Annotated in this window: 10 protein-coding genes; 5 read left to right on the forward strand and 5 right to left on the reverse strand. The window is 54.6% G+C overall.

The annotated features are described in order from the left end of the window. Positions 1–54: 54 nt before the first annotated feature. A complete protein-coding gene (locus A4308_RS18900; RefSeq protein ID WP_045281543.1) occupies positions 55–756 on the reverse strand; it encodes a phosphohydrolase in 702 nt (233 codons plus the stop codon). Positions 757–1,041: 285 nt separating this feature from the next. On the opposite strand from A4308_RS18900, the gene ompC reads away from it, so the two are divergent. Next, positions 1,042–2,184, forward strand: coding sequence for a porin OmpC (gene ompC, locus A4308_RS18905; RefSeq protein ID WP_045281544.1), 1,143 nt, complete (start codon positions 1,042–1,044; stop codon positions 2,182–2,184). 58 nt (positions 2,185–2,242) lie between these two features. On the opposite strand, the gene A4308_RS18910 is transcribed toward ompC, so the two are convergent. Then, positions 2,243–3,106 carry an N-acetylmuramic acid 6-phosphate etherase gene (locus A4308_RS18910; RefSeq protein ID WP_014884412.1) on the reverse strand — a complete coding sequence of 288 codons (864 nt, stop codon included), beginning with the start codon at positions 3,104–3,106 and terminating at the stop codon, positions 2,243–2,245. Positions 3,107–3,270: 164 nt separating this feature from the next. Here A4308_RS18910 and A4308_RS18915 point away from each other — a divergent pair, with 164 nt between their 5' ends. Together A4308_RS18915 and dcuR are read left to right on the forward strand one after the other, a co-directional pair. Next, a complete protein-coding gene (locus tag A4308_RS18915) occupies positions 3,271–4,887 on the forward strand; it encodes a sensor histidine kinase (protein ID WP_045281546.1) in 1,617 nt (538 codons plus the stop codon). Beyond that, entirely contained in the window at positions 4,884–5,603 is a 720-nt protein-coding gene (gene dcuR, locus A4308_RS18920; protein WP_045281547.1) for a two-component system response regulator DcuR, read from the forward strand. The genes A4308_RS18915 and dcuR overlap by 4 nt, the downstream gene beginning before the upstream one ends. Here the strand turns inward: dcuR and A4308_RS18925 are convergent. Continuing rightward, positions 5,584–6,543, reverse strand: coding sequence for an FAD:protein FMN transferase (locus tag A4308_RS18925; protein WP_045135165.1), 960 nt, complete (start codon positions 6,541–6,543; stop codon positions 5,584–5,586). The genes dcuR and A4308_RS18925 overlap by 20 nt on opposite strands. 93 nt (positions 6,544–6,636) lie before the next feature. Beyond that, positions 6,637–9,417: a flavocytochrome c gene (locus tag A4308_RS18930; RefSeq protein ID WP_032636108.1), complete on the reverse strand. Its 2,781-nt coding sequence runs from the start codon at positions 9,415–9,417 to the stop codon at positions 6,637–6,639. Positions 9,418–10,026: 609 nt separating this feature from the next. On the opposite strand from A4308_RS18930, the gene A4308_RS18935 reads away from it, so the two are divergent. Then, positions 10,027–11,535, forward strand: a complete 1,509-nt coding sequence (locus tag A4308_RS18935; RefSeq protein WP_014884418.1) for an anion permease — start codon at positions 10,027–10,029, stop codon at positions 11,533–11,535. A 52-nt stretch (positions 11,536–11,587) separates the two neighbouring features. Further along, on the forward strand, positions 11,588–13,237 hold the full coding sequence (fumA, locus tag A4308_RS18940) for a class I fumarate hydratase FumA (RefSeq protein WP_045281548.1): 1,650 nt from the start codon (positions 11,588–11,590) through the stop codon (positions 13,235–13,237). Here fumA and A4308_RS18945 read toward each other — a convergent pair. Next, positions 13,226–14,131 carry a LysR family transcriptional regulator gene (locus A4308_RS18945; RefSeq protein ID WP_045281549.1) on the reverse strand — a complete coding sequence of 302 codons (906 nt, stop codon included), beginning with the start codon at positions 14,129–14,131 and terminating at the stop codon, positions 13,226–13,228. The genes fumA and A4308_RS18945 overlap by 12 nt on opposite strands. Between the last annotated feature and the right edge of the window lie 75 nt (positions 14,132–14,206).

Here is a 14,206-nt window from a genome sequence, read left to right on the forward strand (position 1 = left end):
TTTTCCTGCATTCTTTTAACCGGAGAATAAAGACTGGGAACAGATTACCACAGTTCAGTTGGGCAAACTGCGACAGAAGCGGTGCTGAATCTGGCTATCCAGCCCGATGCAGTCGCCCTGTAATTCGGCACTGAGTTTCGCCATAAAGTGAACGAGAAAATCGGCGTTATGTTGCGCGAGCTCGCGCCCGACGTCGGTTTGCATTGTATCAGGCAAGCGCAGCAGCTTAGTCTGAAAATGATCGAGGGCAAATGCCCGGTCATCCAGCGAGCGCGCATCGGCAAAGGGATCTTCCGCGTCAAACAGTGCCACGCCCAGCGCCCCCGAGACGGCAAACACGCGCGCCAGGCCAATCGCGCCCAGCGCTTCGAGACGATCGGCGTCCTGGACAATTTTGGCCTCGATACTTTGCGGCGCAATACCCGCGCTGAAACTGTGCGCCTCGATGGCATGCTCCACGGCGGCAAAGCGATCCGGCGGAAAGTCCGGGAAATCGCGGTGCAGAATGTCCCGCGTTTTGCGCGCCGCCAGACGCGATGACTGACTGCGTTCAGGATGATTTTTCGGCAGGCTAACGATGTCGTGAAAATAGCAGGCGGTCAGGACCACCAGCGGATCGGCCTGATGATGAATCATTATTTTGCGGGCCGTCATCCAGACGCGTCGGAAGTGCGAAATATCATGCGCACTGTCTTCGCTGGCGTGATGTTCATCAAACCAGGATTCAAAACGCTGCTGCCACTGTATGGGTTCCATCATTCTATCCTGTGACGAAAACAGGCTGTGGATTATAACACAGCCGAATTAAATGATTTAAAAAATAGAAATGAGAAATACTTAATAATAATTATGCGCAATGAATTCAGTTCATTAATTCACATGAAAAATAATGAGAGCTTTAGAAATATTTTGTAATATTTTTACTGATTTAATTACATTTATTTTTGAACCAAAATAACAATCCATAGAATAGTATCAAAATCGTAATTACGGAGGGTGATTACATATATTCATATAAATTATCTTTAAAGGGAATATATAATGAAAAGAAAAGTTCTGGCAATTCTGGTACCCGCATTATTAATGGCTGGCGCAGCAAATGCGGCTGAAATCTATAATAAAAACGGCAACAAAGTTGACCTGTATGGCAAAGTTGATGCGCGTCATACCTTCTCTGACAACCCTGGTGACGACGGCGATGAAACCTATGTACAGGTGGGTTTCAAAGGCGAAACTCAGATTACTAATGAGCTGACGGGTTACGGCCAATGGGAATATAAAACCTACGCCAACGATACTGAAAACGCAGGTGGTAACTCTTTCAACCGTCTGGCGTACGCTGGCCTGAAATATGGCGAATACGGTTCATTTGACTATGGCCGTAATTATGGCGTGGTGTATGACGTTGAAGCCTGGACCGATATGCTGCCAGTATTCGGCGGTGATTCTTACACCTGGACCGATAACTTCATGAACGGCCGTGCTAACGGTCTGGCAACCTACCGTAATAGTGATTTCTTCGGTCTGGTTGAAGGTCTGAATTTCGCGCTGCAGTATCAGGGGGCGAATGAAGGTGCTAACGCGAATGAAGATCAGGAAGGCACCAAAAACGGTCATAACAAAGTACGTTTCCAGAACGGTGACGGCTTCGGTATGTCTACCTCCTATGATTTCTCTGGCGACCTGTCCGGCCTGAGCCTGGGTGCGGCGTACTCGTCTTCTGACCGTACCAATGAGCAGGTTGCAAACGGCAAACGCTTTGAAGGTGTCGGGTTTGCGGATGGCGAAAAAGCCGAAGCCTGGACTGTTGGCGCGAAATACGATGCAAACAGCATCTACCTGGCGATGATGTATGCGGAAACCCGCAACATGACGCCATTCGGTGACGTTGGTGTCGCAAACCAGACTCAAAACTTTGAAGCGGTTGCACAGTACCAGTTCGACTTCGGTCTGCGTCCTTCCCTGGCATGGGTTTACTCAAAAGGTAAAGACCTGGATGGTCAGGGCTTCAACCAGGATCTGGTTAACTACATTGACCTGGGCATGACTTACAGCTTCAACAAAAACTTCTCCACCTATGTTGATTACAAAATCAACATGCTGGATCAGGATGAAGCGCTGTATGATGCGTACGGTATATCTACCGACGACATCGTTGGCGTAGGCATGACCTACCAGTTCTAATCCCCAAAAATACTAAAGCCCGCACTCGCGGGCTTTTTTTCATTTATAAGAGCCGAATTTACGGCGCTTCCTGCAACGCCACGCGAATAAACCCGTTATTCTGCGCCAGCAGTTCGTGGGCTTTCCATGCATCCAGCCCAGTCAGTACCATCAGGACTGCCGTTTTACAGTTATGGTTACAGCTCTCCAGCGCGGCTTTTGCCTGCGCCCGGGTGCAGCCCCCCGCCTCCATCACAATGGCAATTTGTCGTTCGGCCCATTTGGTATTGCGTGCCTCCAGATCCACCCGCAGGTTGCTGTAAACGCGCCCGGTCCGCACGGCCAGCCCGGTGGTGACCATCGAGAGGATCATTTTTTGCGCAATACCCGCTTTGGTATTGCTAAAGCCTGCCACCACATCAGCTCCCAGCGCCGGGGCAATTACCATGCTTGCCAGCTGCGCCGCTTCACTTTGTGCATCACCGGTTATGATGGCGACCATAGAGCCCAGCGACCATGCATGGCGCATTGCCCCCCAGACCCACGGCGTTTTTCCGCTAACGGTAACCGCCAGCATCATATCGTGTTCACCAAACTTAATGGCCTGCAGATCGGCAACGCCACGCTCGTAGCTCCCTTCCCCTTCCTGTGCCGTCACGGCAATCACAGGGGTTTTGCCCGGCGCATATTCATCGGCAGCCTGTTGTGCGACACGGCCAGACGGCCCCGCCCCGACAATGACCAGACGGCCCCCGTGACTAAGCGTCGCCGCGGCGTTATCCACCACGCGGGCGATCGTCGTTAAACAGGGGGATATTGCAGCGGAAATGAGTGCATCTTCCTGGTGAATGACCTTCAGCATGTCCAGCGTGGACAATCTATCAATATTCATCGTGCTGGCGTGCCGTCTTTCCTTGACCGAACCGGTAAGCATAATGCTCATAAACAGCCTCCTTATTATGAGTACCCACACACTATAAAGTGTTTTATATGGATGACCTGCGAGGAGGGTCACGAAAAGAGGACCAAATCCACGCCTTTACATGGCTTTAAGAAACGCGCGTCATCAGCGATAATTACCCCTTTGTTAATCATCGCGGAGTATTGATGAGCGATTTGCAGCCTTTCCTTCTGACGCGCAAGCGCCCCATGAAACTGAACACGCTGGTCACGTTGATGGTATGCGCGATTATTGCTTCTGTGCTGCTTCTGGTCTTTGCGCTCTACTCCGTTCAGATCACCCGGGCCACCCGCGATGATGTCAAAGATACCGCGCTGGGTATCGCCCGCACGCTGGCCGACAGTCCGGAGATCCAGCGAGGTCTGATGCAGTCCCCGCAGGCCGACATCATTCAGCCCATCGCCAAAGCGGTCACCCAACGCAACGATCTGCTGCTCACCGTGGTGACCGACATGCGCGGTATTCGCTACTCGCACCCAAACGAAGCACTGATTGGCCTGCATTTTATTGGCAACGATCTGGAACCCGCCCTGGAAGGTAAAGAGAACGTCTCGGTTAACCGGGGTGCCCTCGCCGAAGCGCTTCGCGTCTTTACCCCGGTTTATGACAGCCAGCACGATCAGATCGGGGTGGTGGTGGTCGGTATCTCCCTCAAAAAGGTGGAAGACCAGATTGCCCGCGGGCGGCTGAATGCGCTCTGGACGATATTATTCAGTATCTTCATGAGTTCGATGGCGATTTGGGGCCTGGTGCGGGTGCTGAAGCGCATTCTGTTCGGCCTCGAACCCTACGAGATATCCGCCCTTTTCGAACAACGTCAGGCAATGCTGCAGTCGCTTCGCGAAGGCGTACTGGCCGTCGATATTCACGGGCGCGTGACGATGATCAACCACACCGCCAGAGAAATTTTACTCCTGCCCTCCGGCAAGCAAACGGAAAACGCCAGCGCACCACTTTTAGCCAGCCTGCGTGAGATTTCAAAAACCGGCGTCGCGCGCCAGGATCAGGAGATCAGCTGTAACGGTCGGCTGTTGCTGTGCAACATGGTGCCGGTCAAAAGCCAGGAGCAGGTCATCGGGGCGATCGCCACCTTCCGCGATAAAACGGAAATCAGCCAGCTGATGCAGCGCATTGATGGCATGGTCAACTACGTCGATGCCCTGCGCAGCCACACGCACGAGTTTATGAATAAACTGCATGTGATCCTTGGCCTGCTGCATATGAAGCGCTACGACAAGCTGGAGGAGTACATCATCCAGACGGCGCATAATTACCAGACGGATATCGGTACGATCCAGAGCAAGGTAAAATCGCCGGTCATTGCCGGGTTCCTGCTGGGTAAAATCAACCGGGCAAAAGAGGCGGGCGTCACCCTGACGCTGACGGACGAAAGCCAGATACCGGATACCGCCAGCGAAGAGCAGGTCGCGGTGTTGATCACCGCGCTGGGTAACCTGATTGAAAACGCGCTCGACGCGATGGAAGGACAGCAGGAAGGCGAGATCGGCCTGCTGCTGCATTATCAGAATGGCTGGCTCAGTTGCGAAGTCAGCGACGATGGCCCCGGCATTGATCCCACTCAGCTGGAGGCTATTTTTACTAAGGGCTTCTCAACGAAAGGTGAAAACCGCGGCGTTGGGCTGTTCCTTGCTCGCCAGCAGATTCAGAACCTGGGCGGAGAGATCTCCGTCGAGTCTGAGCCTGGCGTCTTTACCCAATTTTTTGTTCACATCCCCTGGGATAGCGAGAGGAATATCGCGTGATAAATGTATTAATTGTCGATGATGACGCCATGGTGGCCGACCTCAACCGTCTGTATGTCAACCGTGTTGAAGGCTTTAGCTGCTGCGGTGTCGCCTCCACGCTCAACCAGGCGAAGGCCGTGATTAACGACCCGGGTCAGTCGGTCGATCTGGTGCTACTGGATGTCTATATGCAGCAGGATAACGGGCTGGATCTGCTGCCCGTGATTCGCGCGTCCGGCCGCCCGATCGATGTCATTATGATCTCCTCGGCCGCCGATGCCGCCACGATCCAGACCTCTATCCACTACGGCGTGGTGGATTACCTGATCAAACCCTTCCAGTTCCCGCGCTTTGAAGAGGCGCTTAACGGCTGGAAAGCGAAGCATAACCTGATGGAATCGCATCCGTATTATGAACAGGCCGACGTTGACCGCCTGATCCACGGCGGAGCGCCGGAGCTGGCGGACAGCAAAAAGCTGCCGAAAGGGTTAACGCCGCAGACGCTGCGCACGATCTGCCAGTGGATTGACGCGCACCCGGAGATGGAGTTTTCCACCGATGACCTGGCGAGCGCGGTGAATATCTCCCGCGTGTCGTGCCGCAAATACCTGATCTGGCTGGCGCAAATCAACATTCTGTTCACCAGCATTCACTACGGTGCCACCGGGAGGCCAGTGTATCGTTACCGTCTCCAGCCGGAACAGACGGGGCTGCTTAAGCAGTACTGTCAGTAACGCGGTAGGTATTATCCAGCAACGTAAAGCGGAAGTGGTGCATCGATGAGATCACCACTTCTTTTGTTTTGGTCACAAAAATGGCTTCAATATCCGGGCGAGAGCGCAGCACCGCGCAGCCCTTCTCTATGCCCATGCCGTACATCAGCGTGGTCCAGATATCGCCGTCGATAGACTCTTTTGACACGATGGTGACGCTGTCCAGCGCGTTGTCCAGCGGGTATCCGGTGCGCGGATCGAGAATATGGTGATAGCGCTTGCCGTTTTGCTCAAAGAAGCGCTCGTAGGTTCCTGACGTCACCACGGAGCGGTTTTCCACCGTCATCGCGCCAATCAGCGCGTCGCTGACGAACGGTTTTTTCAGCCCGACGCTCCAGCCCCCTTCCGGTGAGCCCAACGTCTGGATATTCCCCCCCAGGTTGATGAGTCCCCGCTCGGTCCCCTCTTTGTGCAGGTAATCCCGCACCCGGTCAGCGATATAGCCTTTGGCGATGGCGCCCAGGTCGATCTCCATGCCTGCTCTCGCCAAAAACACGCTGCTCTGCGCCTCATCAAGGATGACATCCTCAGGACGGGTAATCGCCAGCAGCGCCGCAATGTCATCAGCAGGCGGAACGCTGTCACCCCGGAAACCAATTTTCCAGCGCTTCACCAGCGGGCCTATCGCCAGGTTAAAAGCGCTGTCCTTGAGCAGGCTTGCCGCTTTTGCACAGCGGATCAGCTCGAACACCGGTCGGCTGACGATGACCGGATGCTGACCAGCCGCGTGGTTGATGTCCATCACCTGCGAGTGGGCACGGTTGACGGTAAGCAGATCTTCATACTGTTTGATGAGTCGAAACACGCGGGAGGCGAGGGCTTCGTCATGGGAGAAGAGTTTCAGGAGGATGGGGGAACCCATCAGGACGGCGGAGTAACTGTAAACTCGGTTATCTGACATGCATGTTTCCTCAGATGTAGCCCCGGCAAGCACCGCGCCGCCGGGGAAATCGCCGGATAACGTTGCGTTTATCCGGCCTACAACACAGGTGCTTTATGCCATTTTTGCGCGCATCGCCGCCTGATGTCCGGCAAGGGTACCAAAAATAATGATGTCTGCCACCGCGTTACCGCCGATACGGTTACCGCCGTGGATCCCGCCGACCACTTCACCCGCAGCAAATGCCCCTGGCAGCACGTTGTGGTTGCTGTCCAGCACGCAGGTTTCAGTGTTGATGGTCACACCGCCCATGGTGTGGTGCACGCCCGGCGCAATCTGAATGGCGTAGAACGGCCCTTCATTGATTGGCGCACGCAGCGCGGTGGTACGGCCAAAATCATCGTCGTGCTGTTTCTCGACAAAGCCGTTGTAGCGTTCCAGCGTTGCCAGGAAGGCGTGATGATCCATGCCCAGCGCTTCGGCCAGGGCTTTTGGTGAGCTGGCGCTGGTCACGAACCCTTTGGCGATGTACTCATCCGCAGCTTTGTTTTTGGCGCGTACGTGTTCATCAAAGACGATGTAAGCGTATTTCTCTGGCAGCGCGATGATCTGCGCGGAGACTTTGTCGCGGGTCGACATTTCGTTGTAGAAGCGCTCCCCTTTCTGATTGACCAGAATCGCCCCGCCGCCGCGGATGGATTCGGAAATCAGGTACGAGGTTTTCTGCTCCACGGTGGGGTGAATCTGAATTTCGCCCATATCCACGGTGCCCGCCCCGATGCGCTCCAGCAGCGCTATACCGCCGCCGGTGGCCCCTTTATGGTTGGTGGTGACGAATCCTTCCAGATCCGGACGGTATTTCACCACCATCTGGCTGTTGGCGCTGAAGCCGCCGGTCGCCACAATCACGCTTTTGGTTGCCACGATGACGGTTTCATTCTCTTCGGTCGTCAGGCGCACGCCGGTCACTTCGCCGTTTTCGAAAATAATGTCACTGACGGAGGTATCCAGCATCACCTCGATGTTGCGTTTGTTGACGTTACGCACCAGACCGCTGATCAGATAGCCGCCTACTGCAGAACCGTCTTTTGGACGGTGAGTACGGTCGATGCTCATCCCGCCGGTGGTGGTGATATCGTTGAGCATAATGCCGCGGGTTGCCAGCCACTCAATTGCTTCCGGTGCGTTCTCGACAAAGCGACGCAGCAGTTCCGGGTTGTTCTTGTTACCGCCGCCTTTCAGGCTTTCCTGGTAGAACAGTTCTTTGCTGTCCTGAATACCCTTCACGCGCTGGAAGCGAGTTTCAGCGGCGTTCATCCCGGCAGACGCTTTGATGGTGTTACCGCCGATGGTTGGCATTTTCTCGACAATCAGCACGCTTGCGCCTTCGTCGTGCGCCTGAATCGCCGCCGCCAGACCGGCACCGCCGCTGCCCACGACAACCACGTCAACGCTGCGGGTTTCGTTCGGGTCAACGCCCTCCTCTGCCGCCAGCGCTTTACTGGATTTCAGCATCGCTTTAGAAACCGCTTTTTTCACCGCTTCACTCTGGCTGGTTGCGCCGGTGATGGCATCCACGTGCGGGGTGTTGGCATCCAGAATGCGGGTGCGGATCTCTTCGAAGCTGGTCACAAACTCAACGTCTTCGCTTGGGCCGGAGGCCAGCGCGATGTCCGCAATGCGGTCGGTTTCCAGGCTGACGTTAATCACCAGCTCGTTAGCGTCGTCCTGCACTTTCTCGATGAAGGTACCCGGTTTGAATTTAGACTCGCCCATGCTCATGTCGCGGATCATCGCTTCCACCAGCGAGAAACGCCACAGCGGTTCCGGAATGCTCAGCTCCTCGCGTTTGGTGCTGTCCATAAACAGTTCAAGGCTTTCGCCAGCCGCAATGCGGTCTGTCCAGTCCGGATAAGCGATGGTGGCGCGGCCAACGGCAATCAGGTCGTAACCGTGGTCCAGCGCGTCATTCACGTCTGAAGCATTCACCACGCCGCCCACGCCCATGACCGGAACCTGCGCCAGCGTTTCTGAACGCATCGCGCAGTATTTTTCGATGAGCGGGGTCGGGTCCTGGGTGTCAACAATCGAAGGACGCAGAGTTGCACCGACGGAGAAGTGCAGGTAATCCACGCCGCACGCGGCCAGTTTCTCCAGCAGGTACATGGTATCTTCAAAACGGATGCCCGGGACTTCCAGCTCTTCAGGGGAGAAGCGGTAACCAATGATGAAGGCATCATCCGCGTACTGGCGCACCATTTTGTGCGTAATGTCCAGCACGGCCAGCGGGAACTTCGCGCGGTTGTCGCGGCTGCCGCCCCACTCGTCATCGCGCTGGTTAGAGTTCGGTGAGTAGAACTGCTGAATCAGGTAGGTATTGGCCCCGTGGATTTCCACGCCGTCGAAACCGGCCTGAATGGCGCGACGCACAGCTTCCCCAAACTTGCCGATCATTCCTTCTACTTCTTCGGCGGTCAGTGCAACCGGCGTTGCGGCACCGTCACGCGGTGCGGCCACCGCGCTTGGGCCAACCGGGGTACGGCCACCAATCAGTTTTGGGTCAACCATACGGCCGCCGTGGTAGATCTGCAGCAGCGCTTTCGAACCTTTGGATTTAATCGCCTCTGCGATTTTCGCCAGCCCGGCAATTTTCTCGTCGTTATCAATACCGATGGCGCCCGGGAAGGCGAGACCGAGATCGTCAACGAAGCAGCACTCCACGATGATGGTACCGATGCTGCCGGAGCGAGCCCGGTAGTACTCCACCAGCTCACTGGTGACAGTACCGTCATAGTAGCCGGTACAGGTGGTCATCGGGGCCATTAACAAACGGTTTTTCAGTTCAGTGCCATTCGGTAATGTGAAGGGGCTAAGAATGCGTTCGTTAGTGCTCATAATAGAAACTCCAAACTTTTAAAATTAAGAATTCGTTATCGGGTTTAATTTTTAAATTGGTTGTTATTTGCCGATGTCATGATACTAATATAATGATTTTTTTAGTTTCTAAAGCCATTACGTTAGTTAAAAAACTATTTAATCCCTGAGATAACAGAAATAACACAATGGTGTTAGTGATAATAATTCACCCGTTCACAATAATTTAAAATACGTTAAATAAATATTGGTCATACCAATTTCACTTAACCATAAAAATATCAATAAAATCAAACAATAAAAAGAATACCAGATTTTGAATTGTTACAAGAATGATAAAGAAAGCGATAAAAATAAATAATAACCCCATACGCCAGAGTGGTTATTAATAAAAGCACAAAAATAACGCTGCACTTCTGTTTTTTGATCCTGATCAATAGTTGCAGCATCCAAAAGAGCAATATAAAAACATCATCAATTTTTAATTTAACGCACACAGAAAGGCGTTAATTCGTTATTAATGAAAAAACCAAACCGCACCTTTAATAACTAAAAAAAGCAAAGAAACTTAAAAAACACATTTGGTTTTTTCTGCACTACCGAATTTTTGACAACTTAAGACGTGAAACTATGAATACAAAAACTGCTGTAACGCCCCCAGTGGCGAACCAGGCATCAAATGGAAAAGCGAAACGACTGCTGATGATGGCGTTGCCCGTCATCGTCGCCGTACTGCTGCTGTTTGTTCCGGTACCGGAAGGTTTACCGCCTTACGCGTGGCACTACTTCGCTATCTTCGTTGGCGTGATCGTCGGGCTGATCTTCGAACCACTACCTGGCGCGGTGATTGGCCTGACCGGCGTGGTCGCCATTGCGCTGTGTAGCCAGTGGGTGCTCTTCAGCCCGGACCAGCTGGCAGATCCAAAATTCAAGCTGGCAGGCGCCTCCTTCAAATGGGCGGTGAGCGGGTTCGGTAACTCAACGGTCTGGTTGATTTTCGGTGCCTTTATGTTTGCCGCAGGCTATGACAAAACCCGCTTCGGCCGCCGTCTGGCGCTGATTCTGGTAAAATATCTCGGCCGTCGCAGCCTGACGCTCGGGTATGCTATTACCTTTGCAGACCTGCTGCTGGCACCGTTTACCCCGTCCAACACGGCGCGCAGCGGCGGGACCATCTACCCGATTATCGCTAACCTGCCGCCGCTGTACGGCTCAAAACCCAACGACCCAAGCGCGCGCAAAATTGGTTCTTATCTGATGTGGGTGGCTATCACCGCAGCCTGTATCACCAGTTCTATGTTCCTCTCCGCTCTGGCGCCGAACCTGCTGGCGCTGGCGCTGGTGAAAAGCACCGTTGGGATTGATATCTCCTGGGGCACCTGGTTCCTCGCGTTCCTGCCGCTGGGCATCCTGTTGATTCTGACCATGCCGCTGCTGGCCTACTGGTTCTACCCGCCTGAAGTGAAAGTGAATAACGAAGTACCGCTGTGGGCGACCCGCGAGCTGGAAAAACTTGGCAAACTGTCGCGCAATGAGATCCTGCTGCTGGTCTTCGTGTGCTGTGCGTTACTGATGTGGATCTTCGCCGCGGCGTGGATTGAACCGGCCATGGCTGCCCTGTTAATTGTCGGTCTGATGCTGTGGACCGGTGTGCTGGAGTGGAACGATATCACCGGTAACAAAGCCGCATGGAACACCTTCGTCTGGTTCGCCACCCTGGTGGCGCTGGCGGATGGCCTCTCCTCTACCGGCTTTATCAGCTGGTTAGGTAAAGAAGGCGGTCTGCTGATGAGCGGTATCTCTCCGGGCGTGGCGACTATCGTCCTGCTGCTGGCGTTCTACCTGCTGCACTACCTGTTTGCCAGCACCACCGCACACACCACCGCGCTGCTGCCCGCGATGCTGACCATCGCCTCCACCATTCCGGGCATGAATATGGAAGTGTTCGTCCTGCTGATGGTGACCTCGCTGGGTGTAATGGGGATCATCACCCCATACGGTACCGGCCCAAGCCCGATTTACTACGGTAGCGGCTACCTGCCAACCAAAGACTACTGGCGCCTGGGCACTATCTTCGGTGCCATCTTCCTGGCGGCCCTGCTGCTGATTGGTTATCCGTGGATGTCGATGATGTTCTGATTTCTGACCGCCGGGGTCTTCCTCCGGCGGTTTTATTTTTGTGGAGCAAGCTATGTCAAACAAACCGTTTATCTACCAGAACCCCTTCCCTCTTTCCCATGACGACACAGAATATTATCTGCTCACCAAAGAGCACGTTTCCGTTGCCGAGTTCGAGGGGCAGGAAATCCTGAAAGTCGAGCCGCAAGCCCTGACGCTGCTGGCGCAGCAGGCCTTCCACGATGCCGCCTTTATGCTGCGTCCTTCTCATCAGAAACAGGTTGCCGCCATTCTTAACGACCCGGAAGCCAGCCAGAACGATAAGTACGTCGCCCTGCAGTTCCTGCGCAACTCTGAAATTGCCGCAAAAGGCGTCCTGCCGACCTGTCAGGATACCGGCACCGCGATCATCATGGGCAAGAAAGGCCAGCGCGTCTGGACCGGCGGCGGTGACGAAGCCGCCCTGAGCCAGGGCGTGTATAACACCTACATTGAAGACAACCTGCGTTATTCCCAGAACGCCGCGCTGGATATGTATAAAGAGGTGAATACCGGCACCAACCTGCCCGCGCAGATTGACCTCTACAGCGTGGACGGTGATGAGTACAAATTCCTGTGCATGGCAAAAGGCGGCGGTTCCGCGAATAAAACCTATCTCTATCAGGAAACCAAAGCGCTGATCGTCCCGGCGAAGCTGAAAAACTATCTCGTTGAGAAGATGCGCACGCTCGGCACCGCCGCCTGCCCGCCTTACCATATCGCGTTTGTGATCGGCGGTACCTCCGCAGAAGCCACGCTGAAAACCGTGAAGCTGGCCTCTACCCGCTACTATGACGCGCTGCCAACCGAAGGCAACGAACATGGCCAGGCGTTCCGCGACGTTAAGCTGGAACAGGAACTGCTCGAGGAAGCGCAGAACCTCGGCCTGGGCGCACAGTTTGGCGGTAAATATTTTGCCCACGACATCCGCGTTATTCGCCTGCCGCGCCACGGCGCGTCCTGCCCGATCGGCATGGGGGTTTCCTGCTCCGCAGACCGCAACATCAAAGCGAAAATCAACCGCGACGGGATCTGGATTGAAAAACTGGAACACAACCCGGGCCAGTATATTCCTGAATCACTGCGTCAGCAGGGTGAAGGCGACGTGGTGAGCATCAACCTGAACAAGCCGATGAATGAAATCCTGGCCCAGCTCTCCGCGCACCCGGTCTCTACCCGACTGTCGCTGAACGGGACCATCATCGTGGCACGCGATATTGCCCATGCGAAGCTGAAAGAGCTGCTGGATAACGGCGAGGAACTGCCGCAGTACGTTAAAGATCATCCGATTTACTACGCAGGTCCGGCAAAAACGCCGGAAGGTTACGCCTCTGGCTCACTCGGCCCGACCACCGCGGGACGTATGGACTCGTACGTAGACTTACTGCAATCCCACGGTGCGAGCATGATCATGCTGGCGAAGGGCAACCGCAGCCAGCAGGTGACCGACGCCTGCCATAAGCACGGCGGCTTCTACCTCGGCAGCATTGGCGGTCCGGCGGCGGTACTGGCGCAAAACAGCATTAAGAGCCTGGAGTGCGTGGCGTATCCTGAACTGGGTATGGAAGCCATCTGGAAAATTGAAGTGGAAAATTTCCCGGCGTTTATCCTGGTGGATGACAAAGGTAACGATTTCTTCCAGCAGATCCAGAATCAACAGTGCAAAGGCTGCTCACAGCGCTGAGGACTTCCACAACGCCGGTAACAGCGACAGCGTTTCGTTGATAAGCCCGCGCTTGTCGCTGCCCGGTTTCCAGATGGTCACCATCGTCTGAGCTATACCCTGGCTGCCCACCTCGGTGGGCAGCCTTTTTACATCCTTCCACTGCGCCGCATGAAGATGCGTCGGCAAAAATCCCCAGCCGCACCCCTTTTCCAGCAGACCGCGCAGCATCTCAAGTTCATTGGTAAAAAGGGTATGTCCGGAGATTTGCAGACGGCGCGCGACCGGCTCGTCAGACGCCGCATGCATAATGACCTGCGGCACCAGAGAGAGATCGAGTAGCGAAACCGGAGAGCCGTTATTCCGGAACAGCGCTTTCGAGGCGTAAAAATCCATCTCAATGGACCCTAACGCCCGCCATTCCATCTCATTGCCTACGCTGCGATTACGTGCCTGACAGATCCCCACATCGGCCTCACCGCTGGCGAGCATCGCTTCTGCTTCATCACGCGAGGTGCTGGTCAGGCTCAGCCGAATATTCTGGCTCGCCATTTTTGCTATCAGCGCCTGCAAAAAAGCGCGCGGGGTGAACGGATCGTAGACGAGCGCAATATCCTGCGTCGCGCTTTGCGGAACGGCTCTGGCGAACGCCTCAAAGGCTTTTACCTGACGCATCAACAGATGCGCCTGCCGCTGTAACTGCTCCCCCTCCAGCGTTAACCGCAGGGTCCGCCCCTCGCGCAGGAACAACGCGTAACCCAGACCATCTTCCAGAAAATCAATCAGATCGCGCAAGGTCGTGCGGTCTTTACCCAGTTTAGTGGCCGCCTTCACCAGGCTGCCATGTTCAGCCACGGCGGTGAACGCCTCAAGCTGGGCAAACGAATAGATCAATGACGCCACGCCATCCTCCACAGTATCTTTTCGGGGGATTTTCCCCCATAACGCGTTTTTTATTATAGGCCGCGGGTTCGTAAACTGAAGTCCTTC

The sequence above is a fragment of the Enterobacter sp. ODB01 genome (genome assembly GCF_001623605.1).
GTDB lineage: Bacteria > Pseudomonadota > Gammaproteobacteria > Enterobacterales > Enterobacteriaceae > Enterobacter > Enterobacter kobei.